A 20,763-nucleotide genomic window follows, 5' to 3' on the forward strand; every position below is an offset into this window, starting at 1 on the left:
GGCCATGACCGCCGCCACGCACGCCACGCACGCCGCCCACCTCGCCCAGCTCAACGTCGCGACGCTTCGCCACCCCCTCGACGACCCGCGCCTGGCACCGTTCGTCGACATGCTCGACCCGGTCAACGCCGCCGCCGACGACGCGCCCGGCTTCGTGTGGCGACTCGCGGAGGAGGGGGAGGCCGACGCCACCGGCCTGCGCCCGGCGGGAGAGGACGTCATCGTCAACATGTCGGTCTGGGAGACCCAGGAAGCCCTCTGGGACTTCACCTACCGCAGCGGACACCTGGAGGTGGTGCGGCAGCGGCGCGCATGGTTCGAACGCCACGTCGAGGCGCACCTGGTGCTCTGGTGGGTCCCCGCCGGCCACCTCCCGACCGTCGGCGAGGCCCTGGAACGGCTGGCGGACCTCCGGGCACACGGGCCCTCCCCGCGCGCGTTCACCTTCGCCTCCTCCTACACCGCGGCCGAGGCCGCCCAGCACCTCCCGGCAACGGCAGGGGAGACCGTGGCGTAGGCCGGGGCCCGGGCCTCCCGGCCGCTCACCCCGCATCCGGGCCGAACCGGCGCCGGTACGCCGACGGGGCCAGACCCGTCGCCCGGCGCATCGACACCCGCAGGTTCGCGGCCGTCCCCAGCCCGCTGTGCCGGGCGACCAGCTCCAACCGCGACTCGCCCCGCTCGATCAGTCGGCACGCCAGCGCCACCCGCTCCCGGGTCAGCCACGCCAACGGGGTCGTGCCCAGCTGCGCCCGGAACCGGCGGTGCAGCGTCGCCGGGCTGACCGCGGCGCGCGCGGCCAGCTCCGACACGGTCAGCGGCGCGTCCAGTCGCTCCTGCGCCCAGGCCAGCAACGGCGCCAGGGACTCGTCCGGGACGGCGGGCACCGGCCGCTCGATGAACTGCCGCTGCCCGCCGTCGCGGTGCGCGGCGAAGACCAGCCGCCGGCTGACCGCGTTGGCGACCTCCGCGCCGTGGTCGCGGCGCACGACGTGCAGCCCGAGGTCGAGCGCGGCCGCGCTGCCCGCGGCGGTGAGGATGTCGCCGTCGTCGACGAACAGCACGTTCTCCTCCAGGCGCACCGCCGGGAAGCGCGCCCGGAAGGCGTCCGCCCACTGCCAGTGCGCGGTGGCCCGCCGCCCGTCGAGGACCCCGGCCTCGGCGAGCGTGAACGCGCCGCTGCAGAAGCCCACCAGCCGGGCGCCGCGCGCGTGCGCCCGCCGGACGGCGTCGAGCACGGCGGGACGGCGCGGCACCTCGACGTCGGGCCGGTTCGGGACGATCAGGGTGTCGGCGTCGTCGGCCGCCTCCAGGTCCGCGACGCCGGTCAGCGTGAAGAAGCCGTCCCGCATCGCCGTCCGCGGCCGCGGCGAGCAGAGCCGGAAGTCGTACAGGTCCCGGCCGAGCTCGGGCCGGCGCAGGCCGAATACCTCGGTGGCGCAGCCGAGCTCGAACGGGTTGGAGTTCTCGTCCACGATCACGACGACCCGGTGGAGGCGCTCCCGGGCGGGCGGCTGAGAGGAATCATGCGGCATGTGCGATTCCTAGCACTCGTCCCGGTCGCGCCGCCGCACCAGGATGGGGCCATGGACGACACGAGCACCGCGAACCGCGAACCCGTCTCCCTCGACGAGGCCCTGGCCTCCTTCGACACCCTCTGGAGCCCCCGCATCGTCACCCGCGTCAACGACTACGACGTGCGCGTCGCCAAGGTCGGGGGCGAGCACCTGTGGCACGCCCACGACGACACCGACGAGTTCTTCCTGGTGCTCGACGGCGAGCTGTTCATCTCCCTGCGCGAACCGGACGGCGAGCGCACCGTCCGCCTCCCGCGCGGCGCCGTCTTCACCGTCCCCCGCGGCACCGAGCACAAGCCCCACGCCCCCGCCGGCGCCGCGATCCTGATGTTCGAGCCCACCGGTACCCCCACCGTCGGCGACCGCCACGACCCCGTCCCCGCCCACGTCGACGCCACCACCGGCCACCCCCTCACCCCCTGAGGCCGCGGCGCCGCCCCCGGCCCGCTCACCGTCCGCACCGCCCCCTGTGGAGCCGGCGCCGCGCGTCCCTGTGCGCCGCGCCGCTCCGGGTGCGCCTTCTCCGCGTCGCGGTCCTCCTCGTGGGTGGCGGTCTCCGCCCCGAGTGGCGTCCGTCTCGCACCATTGCAACGAGTCTGGTGACTGTTGTTGCGTTAGATTCTGATCCAGTGCAACGATTTCAGTGCTCTGAACTGCTGTGATGGCACTTCTGTGCAACGAACGTGTTGTCAGGAAATGGAAAGCAACGTAGCTTTTCCGTTGTCAGAAACACGGAGTGCAAGTGCGATCGCAGGAGAGAGACCATGCAGAAGTTCGACACCCCCGCCCCCGTCGCCGCGGTCCTGGACATCCCGGCGGGCCTGATCCGCCTGGTCGCCGCCGAGCGGGGCGACACCGTGGTGGAGGTCCTGGCGAAGGACGCCTCCAAGGGCCGGGACGTGAAGGCGGCGGAGCAGGTCACCGTCGAGTACGGCGGCGGCGTGCTGCGGATCCAGGCCCCGGCGGCCAAGAACCGGGTGCTGGGCAACTCCGGCCAGGTCGAGGTCACCGTCCAGCTGCCGGCCGGCTCCCGCGTCGAGGCCAAGGCCGCCCTCGCCGAACTCCACGGCACCGGACGCCTCGGCGAGGTCGCCTTCGACGCCGCCCAGGCCACCGTCGACCTGGAGGAGAGCGCCGGCGCCCGCCTCACCCTCCAGGCCGGCGACATCCGCCTCGGCCGCCTCACCGGCCCCGCCCACCTCACCACCCAGAGCGGCGACCTCACCATCACCGAGGCCACCGGCGGCACCCTCACACTGCGCACCGAGCACGGCGACATCACGGTCGGCGCCGCCCGCGGCGTCTGCGCCACCCTCGACGCCGGCACCGCCTACGGCCGGATCCACAACACGCTGCACAACACCGACACCGCCGCCGCCGGCCTGGCCATCACCGCGACCACCTCCTACGGCAACATCACCGCCCGCACCGTCTGACCCGGCCCGGGCGCCCGCGCCGACACGCCGCCCCCGGCCCCGCAGGCCGGGGGGCGCGCATTCCACGTGGTGAGTCATCAAGAAAGAGGGGGCGGACCATGAAGACGGCCCAGAACCGGCAGCAGGCGGCACCCGGCGCGTTCACGGCCTTCGCCCGCTTCGTGCTCTGCGGCGGCGGGGTGGGGCTCGCCTCCAGCCTCACCGTGGCGGCCCTCGCCTCCCGGATCCCCTGGGCCCTGGCCAACGCCCTGGTCACCGTGGTCTCCACGCTCCTCGCCACCGAGCTGCACGCCCGCTTCACCTTCGGCGCCGGCGGGCGAGCGACCCGGCGCCAGCACGCGCAGTCGGCCGGCTCCGCAGCGGCCGCGTACGCCGTCACCTGCACGGCGATGCTCGCCCTGCAACAACTGGTGGCCGCACCCGGCGCAGTCCTCGAACAGGCCGTCTACCTGACGGCCTCCGCACTCACCGGCGTCGCACGGTTCGCCATGCTGCGCCTCGTCGTCTTCGCGCGCAGCCGCTCGCAGGCCGCGCCCGCCGTCCGCACCGCCCTTGCCCTGCACACGAGCGCGGCCCGCCCCGGCGCCGCGGCCGGCCGTGCGGAGCTCTGCCGAGCCGCCTGACCGCCCCCGCCGGGCGGTCACGCGCCCGTGGCCGCAGCCGCCTCTGACGGTCCGTGTCTGCTCACAGGCGTCCGACCCTGACGGCACGCCGGGCGGCACCAGGGCGGCACCAGGGCGAACGTCCTCCGTCGAGGCGAAATCCCGTTGCCTGACCGTGCCGCGTGGTTCGACAGTAGGGTCATGCTCGGATTCGTCAGGACCGACAACGAAGCCCTCGTCTCGTGCTTGGGCGACCCGCAGCGCGCCGTGGCGGCCTACCGGGAGCTGCTGCGGCGCAAGGAGGAGGCGGTCGGCGCCGTCCGCGCCGGCCTGTCCCACGAAAGCGCCGCCGTCCGGGAGGGCTGCTGCCGGCTTCTGGACCACCTGGTCGACACCGAGTCCATGAGCCGGCTCATCACGATGGCCGACGATCCCGACGCCCGGGTCCGGATCGCCGCCTTCCACGCCCTGGCGTGCGACCGGTGCAAGGGCGACACCTGCGCACCGGGCGCGGACCGGGTCCTCGAACCCGCACTGCGGCACCTGGCCTCCGACCCCGACCCAGCAGTGCGGGCAAGGGCCGCCGAGCTCGTTGGCAAGTTCGCCCATGCCGACGCCCGGGCCGTCGCAGCCTTGCAGGCGTCGCACGCCCAGGACCCGAGCCCGGCCGTCCGGAAGAAGGCGGGATGGTTCATCCCCGGAGGAGCCGTCTACGAACGGACCAACCCGCGCGCACCCAGGTAACGGTCTTGGTGCTCACCGGTTTTGACTGCGGCGGACATGTCGTGACGATCACTGTCCCGGCGGGGGAGCGGCGAAAGGCCGCCCGGGGCCGTCGTTTCGGAGGCCGCCGCCGGGCAGGTGTGCCGCCCGGCCGGCACGGCTACCGGCGCCCGCGACTCCGGGCCCGGCCCGGATCCGGGGCCGCGGGCGCGTCGCCGCGGGGCCGGTGTCGACTACGAGTTCAGCGCCGCCAGCGGTAGTAGGCGTCCCATTCCTCGGTGATCCAGGTGCCGTCGCCGACCAGCGTCACGTTGTCGACCTCGGCCATCGGGTACTCGATCCGGCCGTGCAGGGCGCCGGTGGCGGGGTCGGCGAGCCAGTGGCTGTGCTCCCTCCAGCCGTCCCTGCCGAACATGTACACCGCGGCCTCGTCGTACGGGTTGTAGAGCGTCACCAACGCCGTGTCGTCGTCCACGAACCCGCTTGAGGAGGAGGAGATGTACGGGGCGTTGTGCACCGAGCAGTCGCCGGTGCCGGGGGCCGGGAAGTCGCCCAGGCCGAGCGAGGCGGTGACCTGGTACGTGGGAAGGCTGTGCCAGCTGACGTCCCGTCCCCTCCGGTCGACGCTCATGCAGCGGGTGTTCCCCGCGTCCATGCCCAGGTACTCGCGCTCGCTCCAGAGGAGGGCGCCCCGGTCCTGCGGCAACTGCCCGCCCAGGACGATGGCCCCGGACTGCCACCGCGCCTCGTAGCGCGTGAGCGCCGCCCGCCCTTCGGAGACGGTCACGCCGCAGACCTCGTCGTTCTCGTCCCAGAGCAGGCTGACGAACCGCTCGTAGCCGCCGCACGGGAGCACGCTCCGTGCCAGCACCGTCCCCTCGGCGTCCAGGGTGAGGATCAGGGTGCTGTCGGGCAGTCCGGAGGGGAGCCGCAACCAGATCCGGAGGTCCTGGCCGGCGCCGCCCGCCGAGGAGCCGGCGGCGGCGGGGCGGGATGCGCCCCCGGTCGTCGAGAAGTCCAGGTAGCCCCAGCGGCCCACGTCCCACGTGCCGTACGGCTGCTTCCACAACGTCGTGCCGTCCCGGTCGACCGCGACGTACTCCGTCGCGGTGCCGAAGACGGCGAACGACAGGTCGGGAGCCGTCCACTCCATCGACCACCGGCCGGGCAGCGGGGCCGGGAACTCGGCTGTCAGTTCCGCCCGTTCCCTCAGGTCGTAGATGCGCAGCGACCCGGCGCCGCGGACCTCCAGACGGGGGACGGGACCGGTGGGGTCGACGAAGGTCCGGGCGCCGTTCCGGTCCGGGATCGGGTACTTGGCCACCAGCCGGGGTGTGATCGTCATGCCGGCATCCTCTCGCGGCGGGCCGACAGCGCGTTCCTCGCGCGGACCCGGGGGCGCCGGCGCCGTCACGGGGGTGGCGTTCGTGCGCGGCCCCGCGCACCGTTCGCGGCACCCGGGGCCGCACTGTGCCCCGCCGCAAGGCCGTGGCCGAGGTCGCCAGGCTGCACGGCAAGGTCCGCCGTCGGCGTCTCGACCACGCCCACAAGACCGCTCTCCTCCTGGTCCGCGAACACGACTTCATCGCGCACGAGGACCTCAGGATCCGCAACATGGTCAAGGCTCCCGCGCCGAAGCCCGATCCTGACCGGCCGGGCGGCTTCCTGCCCAACGGGGCGGCGGCCAAGGCCGGGCTCAACCGCTCGATCAACGATGCCGGTTGGGGGGTGTTCCTCGCGATCCTCACCGGCAAGGCTGAAAGCGCCGGCCGGGAAGTGGTCGCGGTGGACCCCCGCAACACCTCCCGCGACGTGCCCGCAGTGCGGGCACGTCGCGGCGGAGAACCGGCCCACACAGGAGACCTTCCACTGCGTCGGCTGCGGCCACCACGCGCACGCCGACACGGTGGGAGTCGTCAACGTCCTTCGGGCCAGGCTGGTCCGTCGCAACGCCCAGCAGGGTGAGCGAGAAGCCCCCACCCTTGAGGTGGGGGAGGAGTCACCCAGAAGCCGTCCACGACCACCGGGTGCACCGGCCGTTCCTCCGGATAGAAAGAGAAGCCGCCCGAACCCATGGGGAAGGACCCGCCCGGGATCCGCACCATCCCCCGGGCCGGCGCCGGGAGCGGGCGGCGCTGCGCAGTCGTCGTCACGCAACCGACGGTGCACCACCCGCCGCCGGGCCACCCCGACGACACGCCCGGGTGAACACAGTGGCCGGGCCTGCGCCTGCGTCCTTCGTGCAGTTCGGCCGGCTCCGGCCTGCGGGTGGTCGAGGTCCCCGCCGCCGCGCGACGCTCCCCGGCCTCGTGCGGCACGGTCGGCGTCCGACATCCCGGCGACGGTGCCGGTGCCGGGTGCCTGCGCCGGGTGTCGGTGTCGGCGGCCGTTCCGGGGCGGCCGCCGGCACCGGGTTTCCGACAGGTCGGGTCAGGTCAGCAGGTGCCGACCCGGCCGTGGAGGGAGGACCAGACGGGGGTCCACGGGCCGTCGCCGTGGGGGCGGTAGACGACCAGGTTCCCGTCGTTCTGCAGGCGCACCCAGTTGACGGGCGGGTTGCAGCCGAGGGCTGTTCCGGAGGCCCACAGGGCGCGCATGGAGCGGTCGTAGACGACGAGGTTGCCGTCGGACTGCATGATGACCCTGCCCGGCGTGGTGTTGGCGGTCCCGGTGGTCCAGACCGCGTGGCCGCCCTCGTCGTACTGCACGAGGTTGCCGTCGTTCTGGTAGACGAGCCGCTGATCGCCGTTACCGGAGACCAGCGAGTCGCCGGGAAGCAGACAGTGGCGCCAGTCCATGTGGTCCCAGCCGCGCGGGTTACGCGAGCAGTTCCACTCCCAGTCGACGTCGGCCGACGCGCTGGTGGCGGTGGTGAGGCCGATGACGCCGGCCAGGGCGGTCGCGGCGGTTGCGAGTGCGACGAGCCGCTCGGACGTCCTGCGGATGGCCATGGCGTTCCTCCTCGTCCCGAAGCGGTCCTGACCGCTCCCGGGCCGGTGTCGTGGTGGCGCGCGGTACCGGTCCCCGCCCCGCCGATGGAATGGAGCCCTCCGTTCGGCGGCCCCGTACCTGACAACGCTGCGCATACGTCCGGCGGTTCAGATCCCCGGTCCGGCGGTTCGGATCCCCGGTCCGGATCCCCGGACGACGAACGGGGATCCGGGTGCGCCGGGAAACGGTGTGACGACGCGGGTGACGCCGCCCGCGGCCTCGTCCTGCGCGACGCGGACCCGCCCGGTCCCCGCCCGGCCCCCGCCCGGCCCCCGCCCGGCGACAGGCGGCCCGGCACCCCCAGCGGGCGCGGGTCAGCCGTGCGCGAGGCAGTGCTTGAGCTCGTCGAGCCCGTAGAAGTAACTTCCCTTGGCGACGGGCCTGCAGGAGGACTTGAAGGCCGTCTCCTTCTCGTTGTAGAGCATCCGCACCAGGTAGGCGGCCGGCCGCCCTTCGGAGGGCGGGCCCGCGAACAGGTCCCACTGGACGTTCGCGGCCATCGGCGAGACCTGCGCGCCGCGCCACGGGTTGTTCCCGTAGGTGTACGGCTGCCCGGACCCGGCGGGCTCGGTGCTGCCGGGCAGGCCCATCAGGGCGGCGAGCGGCTCGATCTCCTCGGCGTGGGTGAAACGCAGGACCGCGCCGTTGCCGTTGGTACCGGCGGCCTTGGCCTCGGCCTGGGCCAGCAGGTCGTCGAGGAGGACCCCGGCCATCTTGTAGGTGATCGTGCGTCCGCTGAACGCGGGCCCCTTCTGGTAGAACTCCTCGGCGTCGTCGAGGTAGGCGAACCACCGGGCGTCGCGGCGCTCCAGGAACGGGGCGAGGTCGACGTCCGGCGCCTCCACGCCCAGGTCGGGCGCCGCGCTGTAGAGCTGGTACAGCGCACGGGCGAAGGAGACCTGCTCCTCGGCGGACAGCGCCGCAGCGAAGCCCTCCCGGAACAGCCGCGCGACGACACGGTGCGCCGCCTCGGCGGTGCGAGGGTCACCGTCGATCCTGCTGAGGACCTCGGCCAGCTCCGGATCACTCTTCACATACGCCTGGTAGTCGGCGTTCTGCGGCTGCTTGTGGAAGTACAGCAGGTTCTTGTCGGTGACCGGGGCCTTGACCAGGCCCGCCAGCGCCGGATCACCGGAGACCAGACCGCCCGTGAACGCACCGGCACTCGCCACCGCACGCGCCACCCCCGAGGTCTCCACCACGATCGGCTCGTGCCGGGCGGCGATGCCCGCGAACAGCGGCGCCAGCCGCTGCTCCATGCGCAGCGCGGTCTGCCGGTGCTCCTCGGCGCCGCGGGCGGAGAGGTTGCCGTAGCCGAGTGCGGAGGCGGCGGCCAGCAGCGACTGCACCTGCGGGCCCAGCTGCGCACCGAGGCCGGTGAGCGCTCCCTGGTCCTGCGCCCTGCGCAGGACGGCGAGCACGGCGTCACCGTCGCCGCTGTCCGTCATGGCGCGGGAGCCGTGGCGGGCGACGTTCTCGGTGAAGACCGGCACGAAGCCCTTCGGCGCCTTCTGGTAGTGACCGGGCCTGCCCTGCGGGGCGTACGGGGCCTTCGTCCCGTAGAGGTCGCGCCCGGCGGGCGAAGCACCGGGCGTCTCCCGCGCGGAGGCGGTGCCTGCGGTGACCAGCACGCCCGCGGCGAGGGAGATGGCCATGGCGGCGGACAGGGGGGCGGTGCGCTTCACGGCGGCCCTTCGGGTCGGTTCGGACCACCGGCCGGTAGTCTCGGTCTGCCGCAAGGTGGCATGACCACGGAAATCACCGCCGACGTCATGCCGTGACCCTGGTTAACCGAGGCTGAACGCTCTCCGCCCGACCGGCCCGCACGCCGTGCGGGCCACGTGCGGTCCGTGCTCGTCGCCGGCGCCGGGGCGGGCCGAACGCGCCTCCGTCGTGCCGTTGCGGGCGCCGGTGATCTGCATATAGGGCAGGCCGCTGAACTGGTGGCGCCGGCACCTGCCGGGGAGGGAGGACTCGCAGGGCTACGCCGAGTACCAGACGTTCAAGGAACTCGTGTCGCGCATGGCGGAACTCCTGCTGGCCGAGCCGAGGCGATGTCGGCCGCGGTTCCGCATCCGGCGGCAGCACCGGAGCCGGCTGGAGGCCTTCCTGGAGATCACGGGCGGCGACCAGGGGAGTGGAAGCTGGCTCGTTCCCGGAGCGCCGCCCAAGAAGTGACGCGGGGGTGACGCGGTCACGTCCTCCGCGTGCGGCCCCGGCCTCGGCCGGCGGCCGCTCCTGGTCCTGCCCGCCCTGGTGGGCGGCCTGCTGGTCGTCGTGATGCTCGCGGTCCCCCTGCGGGTCGACCTGCTCACGTTCTCCGCCTGACGCACTCGCGACCGCGACAGCCGGGGCGTGCATGCGCCCCGCCCGCAGGAGCCGTGACGGTCGGTCAAGTGCCGGCTGCGGTTCCAGGACACCGGCTCCGGGAGCCGGGTTCCCGCGCCCGGGGGCCGCCGCCGGTGCGCCTCCCCGACCGGGCCTCGCGGACCGGCGGACCGGGCGCTTCGGGCGTCCAACTGCACGGATGCGACCGGCGGATATTCGGTACCCGGGTTTCACGGTCTGAGTTAGGTTCGGACACCGCGGGCCGACCGCCCGCGGGAAGACGGAAATGAGGACGCGTGACCGGCACCGACATGTCAGGGAAGCTCCGGACGGCCGCCGAGCTGTTAGCGGAGTTCCGGCCGCGGAGCGAGAAGGAGGCCGCGGACCTCGCCCGCATCGCGCCGCTCGCCACGGCCGGTGACCCTTACGACCGTGCACGGCCCCTGCACCTGACGGCGTCCGCGGTGATCGTGCACCCCGCTGGGCGGGAGGTCCTGCTGCGCTGGCACGAGCGTCAGCAGGACTGGCTGCAGGTCGGCGGGCACGGCGACCCGGGCGAGGAGTTCCCCGCACAGATCGCGCTGCGCGAGGCCCGCGAGGAGACCAACCTGCCCGACCTCGCCTTCTGGCCGACCGCACGGCTCTTTCAGGTGGTGGTGCTGCCGGTGCCCGCATCCGCGAGCGAGCCCGCACACGAGCACGCCGACCTCCGGTTCGTGCTCGCCACCCGGACGCCGTCCGCCGTCCGCCCGGAGCGGCCCTCCGCCCGCGTACGGTGGCTGCCGCTCGGGGAGGCCCGCGAGGCGGCACGGGGCGAGGCTCTGCGGGAGTCGCTGGCACGCGTGGCCGAACTGCTGGAGAACGACGGCCCGGCCGGCCCACCGGCCGACGGACCGTCATGGAGCGACGGGGGACGACCGTGACCGGTGACCAGGTGCTTGTCTTCGACGCCGACGACACGCTGTGGGAGAACAACGTGCTCTTCGAGCGCGTGATCGACGGCTTTCTCGACTGGGTGGCCGCCACCCCGCAGGACCGGCCGGGCGCGCGGGCGCTGCTGGACAAGGTGGAGGCGGCGAACGCCTTGACCCTCGGCTACGGGGCCGCGGTGTTCCGCCACAACCTCACCGAGTGCCTGGAGCAGTGGCACGGGCGGACACCGACCGCCGAGGACCGGGACCGGATCGACGAGCTGCTGCGGCCCCTGACGAGCCGGACGGTGGAGCTCATCCCGGGCGTCGCCGACACCCTGGCCCAGCTCGCCGGCCGGCACCGCCTGCTCATGCTCACCAAGGGCGACCAGGACGAGCAGCGACGCAAGGTCGAACAGTCCTCGATCGCCCACCACTTCGACGGCATCCACATCGTGGCGGAGAAGGACGTCGACACCTACCACCGCCTGGTGGCCGAGCTGTCGCTTCCCCCCGAGCGCACCTGGATGATCGGCAACTCGCCCAAGTCGGACATCATCCCGGCCCGCCGGGCGGGCCTGAACGCGGTGTTCATCCCGCACGAGCACACCTGGGTGCTGGAGCACGAGGAGTTCGGCGAGCACGCCGCGACCCTGCAGCTGCCGAGCTTCCCGGAACTGCTGGCGCACTTCTGACCGGGCTGCAAGGCAACGGGCCGCCCACGGGGGAACGGCGGCCGGTGCGGCGGGTGACATCCCGTCGGGCTGCTCGACGTTCCGGGCCCCGGGGCGTCGAGCAGCGGAGGGAAGGCCGTTGCCTGCGGCGGGAGAGCGGCCGCAGCCACTTCCTCCACGAGGCCTGACGCCCGCGGCAACCGGCTGCGGAGACCACTGCGCCCCCGCCGGCCGGCGGGGGCCCAGTGGCAGGCGCTCAGGCTCCGGTCAGCCAGTCCTCCTCGAGGCCGTCGAGGACGAACCCGTTCTCGAAGCGCACCCTGTACCTGATCCGGGTGCCGGCTGCGGCGTCGAACGCCCCGTGCTGGACGATCTGCTGACGGAGGTTGTTGAGCAGGCCGGCCGTGAAGGCGTCGAACTGGCCCGGGCGGACTTGCTGGTCGAAGGCCGTGAGCGCGTCCTGGGCCATTCCGCCGCGGGCCTCCTTCGCCGAGCCCGTGACGATGCCTACCAGGCCCTCGGTCAGGGACAGAGGACCGGGAAGGCCGATCCTGGCCGCCGTGTCGTCCGCGGTGACCTGCACATCCCTGGTCAGCTTCACCTTCGCGCCGGTCTCGTACGGCATGGGTGTACCCCCCTCGTTCGGTCGTGGGCCATGGCCATGGCCATGGCCAGCGTAGTCAAGATCCCGTGGAGGGAAGGGGTGTCCGGCAAGACCGGGAACCCGCTGACGGCCGGGCAGGGCACAGGTGTTGGGATCCCGCCGCGGCGTGTCGGCCCGGCCCGTCGGTGAGCCCGGCGACGAGTGGGATCCGCGGTGGGATCCGCGGTGGGACGCACACTCGCGTCCCACGCGGCCGGGCCGGCGAAGCAGCCGGGGGGCCGGCGTCCGCGCCGCCCTCCCGGGCGTGACCTGCCGGAGCGCGACCTCGTGCGGCGGGCTTGGCGGGGGAGGGGCGGGCCGCGTTGTCAGCGGCCACCCGCCGCGGGGGCGAAGGGCCCGTCCAGGGCCGCCCACTGCAGGAGCAGGATGGTCTTCCCGTCGGTGATGCGTCCGTCGCGGGTCATGGCGAGGGCCTCGGCGAAGGGCAGTTCGAGGACCTCGATGTCCTCGCCCTCCTCCTCGACTCCGCCGCCGGTCCCGGTCCGGTCGGCCGGGGTGTAGGGGGCGGCGAAGAAGTGGAGGCGTTCGGTGACGGAGCCGGGGCTCATGTAGGCGTCGAGGACGTGGGCGAGCGGTCCGAGGGTGACGCCGAGTTCCTCGGCGCACTCGCGTCTGACGGCGGCGGGCGGGTCGTCCGCGTCGAGCAGCCCTGCGGCGGCTTCGACGAGCATGCCGTCGGGGTGGTCGTTGACGTAGGCCGGGTAGCGGAACTGGCGGGTGAGCAGGACACGGTGGCGCCGGCTGTCGTAGGGCAGGACGACGGCGCCGTCGCCGCGGTCGTAGGTCTCGCGCTGCTGGGTCTCCCAGCGCCCGTCGCGGCGGCGGTAGTCGAAGGTGGTGCGCCTGAGGACGTGCCAGCCCTGGGAGGTGAGCTCGACGTCGCGCACCCGGATGCCGGGGTTGCGGTCCAGGCCGCGTCCGGCCAGGTCGAGGCCGGTGCGGCCGCGGTGGTCGGGGGTGTCGACGCCGGGGCGGCCCGTCACGTGGTCTCCTGCGGGGCGCGGCGGGGGATCTCGGCCACGTCGTGGTAGACGGGCAGGCCGCGGCGACGGGCGGTGGCGACGTCCTGGTCGGCTCCGGCGGAGTCGCCGGGCAGGCGCAGCACGGCGTCGCAGCGTGCGAGCAGGCGGTCGGCGGTCGGGTAGAGCACCTGGTCGGCGAGGGGGTCGGTGGGGCCCGCGCCGGCGGAGCGCAGGACGGGCAGGGCGATCCACTCCCCGATCACGGGGAGGTGGCCGGCGGCGAAGACCGGCCAGGCGGCGGCTTCGAGGCGGGCGAGGTTGGCCGCCATGGCCTGCAGGTCACCGCCGGTGCCGGAGCGGTAGGGGCCGGCGATCAGGATGAGCATGGGGTGGTCGGTCACGGGCGCTACCATACATGCAGAAACGTGCAAGAACGGGAGAGAATGCGGATGCTGGCTGCTGAACGGCGCGACCACCTGCTCGGTCTGCTCGCCCGCCGGGGCAAGATCGTCGCCAAGGACGTCGCCGCCGAACTGGGGATCTCCGAGGACAGCGTGCGGCGCGACCTGCGCGATCTCGCCGCCGAGGGACTGTGCCAGCGGGTCTACGGCGGCGCGCTTCCCGTCTCGCCGGCGGTGGTGGACTACGCCGCCCGGCAGAGCGTGGCTCCGGACGGCAAGCGGAGGGTCGCCGCTGTGGCCGCCGCTCTGGTGCGGCCGGGCGGCACGCTGATCCTCGACGGCGGCACCACCGCCCTCGCCGTCGCCCGCGCGCTCCCGCAGGACCTGGCCTGCACCGTGATCACCCACAGCCCGACGATCGCCGTGGCCCTGCTCGACCATCCGCAGGCGGAGCTCTTCCTGCTCGGGGGCCGCGTCTTCAAGCACTCGGCGGTCGCCTGCGGTGCCGCCGCGGTCGAGGCCGCGCAGAACGTCTCCGCCGACCTCTGCCTGCTCGGCGTCACCGGCGTGCACCCCGAAGCGGGACTGACCACCGCGGACGCCGAGGAGGCCGCGATGAAGCGCGCCCTGTCCGCGCGGGCCGCGGACACCTACATCCTCGCCTCCTCCGAGAAGATCGGCACGGCTTCGCGGTTCCGCGTGCTGCCCTGGGAGAAGGTCAGCGGGCTGATCACCGACGCCGACCCCCAGGACGCGGTCGTCCGGCAGATCGGGGCGCACGGTGTGGAGATCCTGGCCGCCGGCTGACGGCCACGACCCGACGGCGGCATCGGCGGCGGGCCGGCCCCGTCGTCCAGGCCGTCAGGTCGTCAGACCGCCATTGTGGTCCGGCGGTTCACGGGACGGGTGGGCGGGTACGAGCGGAAGCCCCTCAGTGCCCGGGCCGCTACCGAGCCCCACGCGGCCGTGCCCGGCCGGGCCGCGAATGCGAGCGCCGCCCACGGCCCGTACCTCCTGTGCAACACCGTCACCGCCAAGTGCGCCGGCATCCCGGACTTCGGCGCCGGCAGGATCAACGGCCCCGTCAACGAGTACACCTGCAACGGAGCCTCGGGCGACAACCAGCGGTTCTGGCTGCTGCCCCGCGGCGACGGGGGCTTCTGGGGCGTCGACCTCAAGAGCGGCCTGCACCTGGACGTCGACGGCGTGCGGACCGGCGACAACGGCGACCACTCCTGGAAACCGACCTGACGGACCGTCAGCTCACTGCTCGTAATGGCGGCTGCGTCTACCGTTGGCCGGAAGGCGGCCGAGGCGGCCAAGGCGTGACGTGGAGGCGGCGATGAGGGTCGTGTTCGTGCACGGGGCGTGTGTGCGGGACGGGTCGTGGTGGTGGCACCGCACCGCCGGGCTGCTGCAGGAGCGAGGGGTGCCGAGCGTGGCGCCGGCGCTGCCGAGCTGTGGCGAGGCGGGCCTGCCCGCGGGCGGCGGCGGTCCGGGGCTTTCCGAGGACGTCGCGGCGGTGCGGCAGGCGCTGCTGGACAGCGACGAGCCCACCGTTGTGGTCGCCCACAGCTACGGCGGCATCATCACCGCGGAGGCCGCCGCCGGTGTCGCGTCGGTACGCCACCTGCTGCTGGTCTCCAGCTACCTGCCCGAGGTCGGGCAGAGCCTGTCGGACTTCGGTGACGGCAGCCCCGCCCCGTTCCTCGACATCGACCCCGGCGCCGGTACCTTCGGAGTCCGGCCCGAGCTGCTCGTGGACACGTTCCTGCAGGACTGCGACCCCGGGATCCAGGCGCGGGCGGCGGACCACGTCGCCCGGCAGAGCCTGCGGGTGACCGGGCAGCCCGTCGGGGCGGCCGCATGGCAGCACGTGCCCTCGACCTACCTCGTCTGCGCCCGGGACCGGGGCACCCCGCCGCGGCTGCAGCGCGAGTTCGCCCGCCGGGCCGACAGCGTCGTCGAACTCGACGCCGGCCACCACCCGTTCCTGTCCCGGCCCGCCGCGGTCAGGGACCTGCTGCTGGGCCTGCAGTGACACGACCGTGCACGGAACCGCGGCCGGGGCCCCGTAGTTTTGCGAGGCTTCGCCAACGGCCTGCGCAAGGACCGGGACGCGGCCGTGGCCGGCCCCACGCTCCGCCGGAACCCCGGCCCGGTCGAGGGACGCGTCAACACGATCGCGATGCTCAAGCGCCGGATGTCCGGCTGCGCCCGGCTCGACCTCCTGCGCAAGCGCGTCCTGCTGTCGGCACGTTGACCGTCTCCCCGTACGATCAGTGCCTTTCCGGATCTTGCGTCCCACACCTGCCGCTCGGGTCCGGTCAGGTCTTCGTACGCCGGCACGCGGCCCTTTGGTCGTGGGGGAGCGGGCTCCGGCCGGTCGGTCGATGGGCCCGCATGACGTGCCGATATTCGAACGCCGGTATGCGCGCGGTGTGGTTGGCTGGCTCACGGTTCCGGCAGGCGTCCGACCGAGGCGGTCGGCGACTTCGGCCGGTCCTTCACGAAAGCACTCTCCAACCTGCGAGGTCCGTGGTGAACGAGCTGCAGGCACTGACGGCGCTCTGCCCGCCGTCCGGGCGGAGGGTCGAGGTGGTGCCGGCGGGCGGGGCGGGGTTCGAGGTCCCGCCGAGCCACCGGGCGCTGATCGACGCGTACGGTCCGGGTTGCTTCGACGAGTTCCTCTGGGTGTACGCGGAGGGCTCGGCCCGTCCGGGACTGGACATCGTCAGCAGCACGCGGGAGAGCCGCCGGCTCCTGCGGGACTATCCCGAGCCCACCCTCCCGGCCCTGCTCGCGGAGGACGGCCTGACCACGGACGACCTCGTGCAGTGGGCGGTGACCGACAACGCCGACCTGCTGTTCTGGCTGCCGGTCGGTGAGCCGGACGCCTGGCCGACGCTCGCCGTCCAGGCCGGCCGGCTGAGGTTCGCCCGGCTGCCCCTGAGCTCCACCGGGGTGTTGCTGGCACTGCTCTCCGGCGAGGTGCGGTTGGACCTCTTCCCGGACGACTTCCCGAGTGAGGGGCCGGTGTTCTCGATCGATCCCTACGCGTAGCGGCCGGCGGACCGGTGGGAAACGGCGGGGCCCCTCTCATGGCCGACCGCGGGGGATCCGCCGCGGCGAACGCCGTATCATTCCCTGATCGTCCAGCCGCGCAGGGTGTCTCTGCCGGTGAGAGGGGACGCGGGGCTGTGCCAGGACCGGATCCGGGCGGCCGCCATCAACAACGGGGGATTCACATCATGCTGACCAAGGCCGCACTGCGCACTGCCCTGCCCGTCGGCGCGCTCGCGCTGCTGCTCGCCGGCTGCGGGCCGGACAACGACCCGGGCGCGGAGCCCTCCGGCGCGCCGGCCGCCGCGAAGGGCACGTTCGACGCGCCGTTGGCGTGGAAGACACCGGCGGACGCGAGCGCGACGACGTACGGGACGCACGAGACGGTCAGGCTGGGCGTCACGCCGGTCTCGGTCGTCAAGGGCGACGCGGCCGCGGTGGACAAGCTCAGCACCGGGGTGGTCCAGGGCAGGGTGCCGTACTACGTGACCGTCACCTTCTCCCACAAGGGCGGCCCCGAGGACATCGGCGCCTACGTCCACGGGGTGGCCCTGCACAGCGACGCGGAGCACGCGTACGGATACCTGCCCTCCTGGGGGGTCGACTTCCCGCCCTGCCAGGAGGGCGACGGGGAGGCCCGCCGGCTGACGCCGGGCAAGTCCGTGACCACCTGCGAGATCTTTCTCCTGCCCGCGAACGCCCAGCCCGTCTTCCTCGCCTACAAGGGCAGCGACGAGAAGGGCGACGTCCAGGCCGTCTGGAAGGTCGGCTGAGCCCACCGCCCACCGCCCACCGCCCACTGCCCACCGGCGGACCGGCACGGCACGTGTGCACGCCGGTGCGCCGGAGTACGGACCTGCCGCGTATCCGGAGCAGGGCCCGGCCGGGCACGGCTGAGCCCGGGCGGCCTGCGGGGGCCGGGGGATGAGACCCCCGGCTGCCCGGCCGGCATGGCTCCGGCGTCCGGCCGCGAGCGGACCGGCGGCCGGTGCGCGTCTACCCGGCCGACGTCCGGGCGGTGCCTTCGGCGCGGATCCGCTGACGCAGGAAGAGGGCGGCACGGTCCAGTGCCTCGTCCGCCTCGTCGAGGACGCCGGCGAACGACTGGAACACGTGCGGCACGTCGGCGGTGACGTCGAGGATGACGTCCACGCCCGCTGCGCCCGCCCGCGCGGCCAGGCGGGTGGAGTCGTCCAGCAGGACCTCGTTGGCGCCGACCTGGATCAGCATCGGGGGAAGGCCGGTCAGGTCGGCGTGGACGGCCGGGCTCAGCAGGGGCTGGCGCGGGTCGGCCCCGGCGAGGTACATGGCTCCGGTGTGTTCGAGGGCCGCGCGGGTGAAGACCGGGTCGATGCCTTCCTTGGTGTCCATGCTCTCGCCGGATCGGGTCGCGTCGGTGCCCGGGGAGAAGGCCAGGACGGCAGCGGGCATCGGGAGGCCCGCGTCCCGGGCGGCGAGGCAGGTGGTGACGGCGAGGCCGCCGCCGGCGGAGTCTCCCGCGAAGGCGATGGCCGAGGGGTCCTCGCCGCGGTCGAGGAGGGCCCGGTAGGCGCTCAGGGTGTCCTCGATCGCGGCCGGGAAGGGGTGTTCGGGGGCGAGCCGGTAGTCCGGCGAGTACGCCCCGAAGCCGGTCCTGGCCACGAGGTTGCCGGTCAGCGAGAGGGCGGTCTCGGGCGAGCCGAAGACCCAGCCGCCGCCGTGGAAGTACAGGATCGTCCCGGCGCCGGGGCCGCCGTCCGACCCGCGGCCCGGCCCCCCGGCCGGCTCGACGCGCAGTGCCGGCCGGCCGCCGAGGGTCGTCGGCGCGGTGCGAATGCCGTGGGGCACGATCATCCGGGCCATCAACTGCCTGAATCCGGACCGGATCTCCTCGACCGACCGGGGCCCCTCGGGGCCCGGCTGCCGCAGGATTTCGTCGACCCGGATGCGCTGTTCCCTGCTCATGGGCACACTCCTGCCACAAGTAGCTTCCGGTACACTATATGCCATGGAATATACATCGAGCGGGGATCCCGCCGCAGCCGACTTCCCCGAGCTGTTCGCCGACCTGGTCCGGTGCGAGACGCGCCTGTACAACGCCCTCAACGACCGCCTCCGCGAGCGGCACGGGATCGTCACCTCGCAGTACGAATTCCTGGGCTACCTGCGCGACCACCCCGGGTGCCGGGTGGCGGACCTCGCCGCCGAGTTCGCCATCGGCGTCGGGGCGACCAGCAAGGGCATCGACCGCCTGGAGAAGCAGGGGTGGGCCGCCCGCCGGCCGAACCCGGCGGACCGCCGGTCCTCGCTGCTGGCCCTGACCGACGACGGCGCGCGGCTCGTCGAGGAGGCGGAGCAGACTTTCACGGGCGGCCTGGCCGAACTGCTCGGAGGCACCCTGGACGCCCCCTCGCTGGCAGCGGTCGCACGGGCCCTCTCGACCCTGCGGTCCGCACTCGAACGCGACCAGGTCGGCACACCCACCGGCTGACCGGCGCCCCGGGCAGACCGGCCCGGGCCGTCGTCGGCCGGGAGGCACCTCGGTCAGGGACGGGGCGCCCGGCCAGGTGGGGCGAGGCCGGTGTCGGCGAGGATCCGCCCGACCGTGTCGTCGAGGGTGCTGTGCCGGCTGATGACGTGTTCGAGGCCGCCGGGCAGGACGTCGTGCGCCTGGTACCAGCCGGCCATCTGCTCGGGGGAGACCTCGGCGGCCAGCGGGCGGGTGGCGTGCCGCCGGACGGTCTCCTCGAAGTCGACGTCCAGGTAGTACAGGAAGCTGCGCCCACGGTGGTCGGCCGCCAGCCGGGCCAGCATCCGGCCGTAGCGGTCGGCGGCGAGGATGCCCTCGACGACGACGTGGAAGCCATGGTCCAGGGCATGCTGTGCCACCACGTCGATCAGGCCGATGTTCGCCCCGCCGGCGACATCCCGCTCCCGCAGCACGTCGCGCCGCAGAACGTCCTGGCCGACGACGGCGACACCCCGGCCGTACGCGGCGCGAAGCCGTGCGGCGGTGCTGGACTTGCCGGCGCCGCTCGGCCCGCGCACCACGATCAGCACCGTGTCCGGGCCGCCCGTCACGGTACTGTGCACGCCGTTCGGGAGCCGCTCTGCGCTGTCGTCCACGACGTACGACGGTATCGGCCGACAGGCCACGGGCGAGGGAGATCCGGCCTCTTGGATCCCTCCGGCCCGCTGTACCCCTCCGGCCCGCTGGGTGGGCCGGAGCCGTTGGGCCGGAGCGGAGGGGGCAGGACAGGAGTCCCGGGCCGTCGTCCTGCGGTGCGCTACTGCGCCGACGGGATGTCGCGAGGAGCGTCGTACATGCGGACGTCACGTGCGACCACGAGGGGCACCACCTCGCCGAGGCCGATGTCGCGGAAGTGGGCCGAGGCCCGATGCGCGGCGAAAGCCTCGGCGTCGGCGTACTTCTCGATGCTCACGCAGCGCTCGGGCTGGTCCAGCGAGCGGAAGACCTCGTAGGACAGGCAGCCCGGTTCGGTCCGGCACGCTCGGGCGAATTTCTGCAGGACGCGGCCGAACTCCTCGGCGTTCTCGGGGCTGGAGGAGGTGTCGGCGATGACGAGCACGTGAGAGTCCACCCGTGCACTCTAGCCGCGGGTCTTCGGACGGCCCCCGGCGGTGGGCGCTGACTGGACCGCTGCCGTGAGGTGTGCTGATCAGACCCCTGCGGGTGGGGGCGGGATCGCCTCGGAAGAAGTCCGGCAACTCCGTCAGGGACGCGATGGCGGGCACCCTGGACGTGACCGGTCCCCGGCAGACCGCGCGCCCCGCGCGCCCCGCGCGCCCCGCGTGGCCGAGCCCGATCGCGGCGGCGACCAGGTCCGGATCGTCGTCGAGGAACAGGCACTGCGCGGGCACGAGATCCAGCGCGGTGCCGGCGTGGTGGTACATCCGCGGGTCCGTCGTGTTGCAGCCGAGCTCCGCCGGGATCGCGTACGCCCCGAAGAACTGCCCGATTCCCAGGCCCGCGTGGAGGTCGGGCAGATCGGGCCAGGCGTCCGACACCACCGTCATCCGCACACCTCGCCGGCTGAGCTCCTCCAGGGTGTCCACGACCTCGGGGAACGTCTCCAGGACGGTGGACGGGGGGACTTCGCGGCGCAGGTCGGCGAGGAGCTCCGGGGTGGGGTCCACCCCGAGGCCGCGAAGCACCACCCGGTGGTAGTCGTCGTGGCCGGGTGCCGACGGGGAGGTGGTGAGGAACCGGTCGCCGGCGACGACGGCTGCCGCGAACTGTTCCGGCGTGATCGAGGGTTCGTGGCCGAGGACGGTCTGCTCGACGTCCGCCCGGGGGTTCCAGCGGCCACCGATCGGCTGCATCAGGACGCCGCCCGAGTCGCACAGAACAGCACGGAGACCTTCGGAAGAGGACGCTCGTGTCGTCGTCACCCGCTCAGCCTGCCGCGAGAACCCGCCCGGCCGCCACGG

The 20,763-nt window shown here is 73.7% G+C and carries 25 protein-coding genes and 2 pseudogenes; 16 read left to right on the top strand and 11 right to left on the bottom strand.

Features of this window, described 5'->3' with window-relative positions:
- Window positions 1-4 precede the first annotated feature (4 nt).
- Window positions 5-517, top strand: coding sequence for a DUF3291 domain-containing protein (locus tag J5Y04_RS16020; protein WP_209412695.1), 513 nt, complete (start codon window positions 5-7; stop codon window positions 515-517).
- 25 nt (window positions 518-542) lie between these two features.
- Here the strand turns inward: J5Y04_RS16020 and J5Y04_RS16025 are convergent, their stop codons facing one another.
- Window positions 543-1,535 (bottom strand): GlxA family transcriptional regulator, encoded by a 993-nt coding sequence (locus tag J5Y04_RS16025; RefSeq protein WP_209412696.1) that lies wholly within the window; start codon window positions 1,533-1,535, stop codon window positions 543-545.
- A 51-nt stretch (window positions 1,536-1,586) separates the two neighbouring features.
- Between J5Y04_RS16025 and J5Y04_RS16030 the strand changes: the two genes are divergently transcribed.
- The 4 genes from J5Y04_RS16030 (at window position 1,587) to J5Y04_RS16045 (ending at window position 4,359) form a co-directional block, all read left to right on the top strand.
- Window positions 1,587-2,000, top strand: a complete 414-nt coding sequence (locus tag J5Y04_RS16030) for a cupin domain-containing protein (RefSeq protein ID WP_209412697.1) — start codon at window positions 1,587-1,589, stop codon at window positions 1,998-2,000.
- A gap of 341 nt (window positions 2,001-2,341) precedes the next feature.
- The gene (locus J5Y04_RS16035; protein WP_209412698.1) at window positions 2,342-3,013 is read left to right on the top strand and encodes a DUF4097 family beta strand repeat-containing protein; all 672 of its coding nucleotides are present in this window, start codon (window positions 2,342-2,344) and stop codon (window positions 3,011-3,013) included.
- Window positions 3,014-3,111: 98 nt separating this feature from the next.
- Window positions 3,112-3,636, top strand: coding sequence for a hypothetical protein (locus J5Y04_RS16040; RefSeq protein ID WP_209412699.1), 525 nt, complete (start codon window positions 3,112-3,114; stop codon window positions 3,634-3,636).
- A 180-nt stretch (window positions 3,637-3,816) separates the two neighbouring features.
- The gene (locus J5Y04_RS16045; RefSeq protein WP_209412700.1) at window positions 3,817-4,359 is read left to right on the top strand and encodes a HEAT repeat domain-containing protein; all 543 of its coding nucleotides are present in this window, start codon (window positions 3,817-3,819) and stop codon (window positions 4,357-4,359) included.
- 220 nt (window positions 4,360-4,579) lie between these two features.
- On the opposite strand, the gene J5Y04_RS16050 is transcribed toward J5Y04_RS16045, so the two are convergent.
- Entirely contained in the window at window positions 4,580-5,683 is a 1,104-nt protein-coding gene (locus J5Y04_RS16050) for a hypothetical protein (protein ID WP_209412701.1), read from the bottom strand.
- A 110-nt stretch (window positions 5,684-5,793) separates the two neighbouring features.
- Here J5Y04_RS16050 and J5Y04_RS16055 point away from each other — a divergent pair.
- A pseudogene (locus J5Y04_RS16055) lies at window positions 5,794-6,280 on the top strand (RNA-guided endonuclease InsQ/TnpB family protein); the annotation flags it as partial.
- 493 nt (window positions 6,281-6,773) lie between these two features.
- Here J5Y04_RS16055 and J5Y04_RS16065 read toward each other — a convergent pair.
- Both J5Y04_RS16065 and J5Y04_RS16070 read right to left on the bottom strand, forming a co-directional pair.
- Window positions 6,774-7,289: a hypothetical protein gene (locus tag J5Y04_RS16065; RefSeq protein WP_209412702.1), complete on the bottom strand. Its 516-nt coding sequence runs from the start codon at window positions 7,287-7,289 to the stop codon at window positions 6,774-6,776.
- A gap of 354 nt (window positions 7,290-7,643) precedes the next feature.
- Complete coding sequence (locus J5Y04_RS16070) at window positions 7,644-9,014, bottom strand: histidine-type phosphatase (RefSeq protein WP_209412703.1); 1,371 nt, start codon at window positions 9,012-9,014, stop codon at window positions 7,644-7,646.
- A gap of 337 nt (window positions 9,015-9,351) precedes the next feature.
- Between J5Y04_RS16070 and J5Y04_RS16075 the strand changes: the two genes are divergently transcribed.
- The 3 genes from J5Y04_RS16075 (at window position 9,352) to J5Y04_RS16085 (ending at window position 11,263) form a co-directional block, all read left to right on the top strand.
- Window positions 9,352-9,507 (top strand): hypothetical protein, encoded by a 156-nt coding sequence (locus tag J5Y04_RS16075; protein WP_209412704.1) that lies wholly within the window; start codon window positions 9,352-9,354, stop codon window positions 9,505-9,507.
- Window positions 9,508-9,953: 446 nt separating this feature from the next.
- Window positions 9,954-10,580, top strand: coding sequence for an NUDIX domain-containing protein (locus J5Y04_RS16080; RefSeq protein WP_307853141.1), 627 nt, complete (start codon window positions 9,954-9,956; stop codon window positions 10,578-10,580).
- Entirely contained in the window at window positions 10,577-11,263 is a 687-nt protein-coding gene (locus tag J5Y04_RS16085) for an HAD family hydrolase (protein ID WP_307853142.1), read from the top strand. Before J5Y04_RS16080 ends, J5Y04_RS16085 begins: the two co-directional genes overlap by 4 nt.
- 235 nt (window positions 11,264-11,498) lie before the next feature.
- Here J5Y04_RS16085 and J5Y04_RS16090 read toward each other — a convergent pair whose 3' ends face one another.
- From J5Y04_RS16090 to J5Y04_RS16100, 3 genes are all read right to left on the bottom strand, one after another.
- Window positions 11,499-11,867, bottom strand: a complete 369-nt coding sequence (locus J5Y04_RS16090) for a hypothetical protein (RefSeq protein WP_209412706.1) — start codon at window positions 11,865-11,867, stop codon at window positions 11,499-11,501.
- 344 nt (window positions 11,868-12,211) lie between these two features.
- On the bottom strand, window positions 12,212-12,889 hold the full coding sequence (locus J5Y04_RS16095; protein WP_209412707.1) for an NUDIX domain-containing protein: 678 nt from the start codon (window positions 12,887-12,889) through the stop codon (window positions 12,212-12,214).
- On the bottom strand, window positions 12,886-13,269 hold the full coding sequence (locus tag J5Y04_RS16100; protein ID WP_209412708.1) for a DUF4406 domain-containing protein: 384 nt from the start codon (window positions 13,267-13,269) through the stop codon (window positions 12,886-12,888). Before J5Y04_RS16100 ends, J5Y04_RS16095 begins: the two co-directional genes overlap by 4 nt.
- Before the next feature lie 48 nt (window positions 13,270-13,317).
- On the opposite strand from J5Y04_RS16100, the gene J5Y04_RS16105 reads away from it, so the two are divergent.
- The 6 genes from J5Y04_RS16105 to J5Y04_RS16130 all read left to right on the top strand — a co-directional run bounded on the left by J5Y04_RS16105 (window position 13,318) and on the right by J5Y04_RS16130 (window position 17,105).
- Entirely contained in the window at window positions 13,318-14,076 is a 759-nt protein-coding gene (locus tag J5Y04_RS16105) for a DeoR/GlpR family DNA-binding transcription regulator (RefSeq protein ID WP_209412709.1), read from the top strand.
- Window positions 14,077-14,235: 159 nt separating this feature from the next.
- Window positions 14,236-14,520, top strand: a complete 285-nt coding sequence (locus J5Y04_RS16110) for an RICIN domain-containing protein (protein WP_209412710.1) — start codon at window positions 14,236-14,238, stop codon at window positions 14,518-14,520.
- A 91-nt stretch (window positions 14,521-14,611) separates the two neighbouring features.
- Window positions 14,612-15,310 (top strand): alpha/beta hydrolase, encoded by a 699-nt coding sequence (locus J5Y04_RS16115; RefSeq protein WP_209412711.1) that lies wholly within the window; start codon window positions 14,612-14,614, stop codon window positions 15,308-15,310.
- A 39-nt stretch (window positions 15,311-15,349) separates the two neighbouring features.
- Complete coding sequence (locus J5Y04_RS16120) at window positions 15,350-15,532, top strand: transposase (RefSeq protein WP_209412712.1); 183 nt, start codon at window positions 15,350-15,352, stop codon at window positions 15,530-15,532.
- 278 nt (window positions 15,533-15,810) lie between these two features.
- On the top strand, window positions 15,811-16,332 hold the full coding sequence (locus J5Y04_RS16125; RefSeq protein ID WP_209412713.1) for a hypothetical protein: 522 nt from the start codon (window positions 15,811-15,813) through the stop codon (window positions 16,330-16,332).
- A gap of 188 nt (window positions 16,333-16,520) precedes the next feature.
- Window positions 16,521-17,105, top strand: coding sequence for a hypothetical protein (locus J5Y04_RS16130; RefSeq protein WP_209412714.1), 585 nt, complete (start codon window positions 16,521-16,523; stop codon window positions 17,103-17,105).
- Between the two features lie 223 nt (window positions 17,106-17,328).
- On the opposite strand, the gene J5Y04_RS16135 is transcribed toward J5Y04_RS16130, so the two are convergent.
- On the bottom strand, window positions 17,329-18,276 hold the full coding sequence (locus tag J5Y04_RS16135; protein WP_209412715.1) for an alpha/beta hydrolase: 948 nt from the start codon (window positions 18,274-18,276) through the stop codon (window positions 17,329-17,331).
- Window positions 18,277-18,319: 43 nt separating this feature from the next.
- Between J5Y04_RS16135 and J5Y04_RS16140 the strand changes: the two genes are divergently transcribed.
- The gene (locus J5Y04_RS16140; protein ID WP_209412716.1) at window positions 18,320-18,802 is read left to right on the top strand and encodes a MarR family winged helix-turn-helix transcriptional regulator; all 483 of its coding nucleotides are present in this window, start codon (window positions 18,320-18,322) and stop codon (window positions 18,800-18,802) included.
- A 53-nt stretch (window positions 18,803-18,855) separates the two neighbouring features.
- Here J5Y04_RS16140 and J5Y04_RS16145 read toward each other — a convergent pair whose 3' ends face one another.
- From J5Y04_RS16145 to J5Y04_RS43975, 3 genes and pseudogenes are all read right to left on the bottom strand, one after another.
- Window positions 18,856-19,437, bottom strand: a complete 582-nt coding sequence (locus tag J5Y04_RS16145) for a kinase (RefSeq protein ID WP_307853143.1) — start codon at window positions 19,435-19,437, stop codon at window positions 18,856-18,858.
- Window positions 19,438-19,598: 161 nt separating this feature from the next.
- Window positions 19,599-19,913, bottom strand: a complete 315-nt coding sequence (locus tag J5Y04_RS16150) for a putative quinol monooxygenase (protein ID WP_209412717.1) — start codon at window positions 19,911-19,913, stop codon at window positions 19,599-19,601.
- Window positions 19,914-20,145: 232 nt separating this feature from the next.
- Window positions 20,146-20,655 (bottom strand): annotated as a pseudogene (locus tag J5Y04_RS43975) (HAD family hydrolase); the annotation flags it as partial.
- Window positions 20,656-20,763 lie beyond the last annotated feature (108 nt).

The sequence above is a fragment of the Kitasatospora sp. RG8 genome, assembly GCF_017813315.1.
In the GTDB taxonomy this organism is placed as follows: Bacteria; Actinomycetota; Actinomycetes; order Streptomycetales; family Streptomycetaceae; genus Kitasatospora.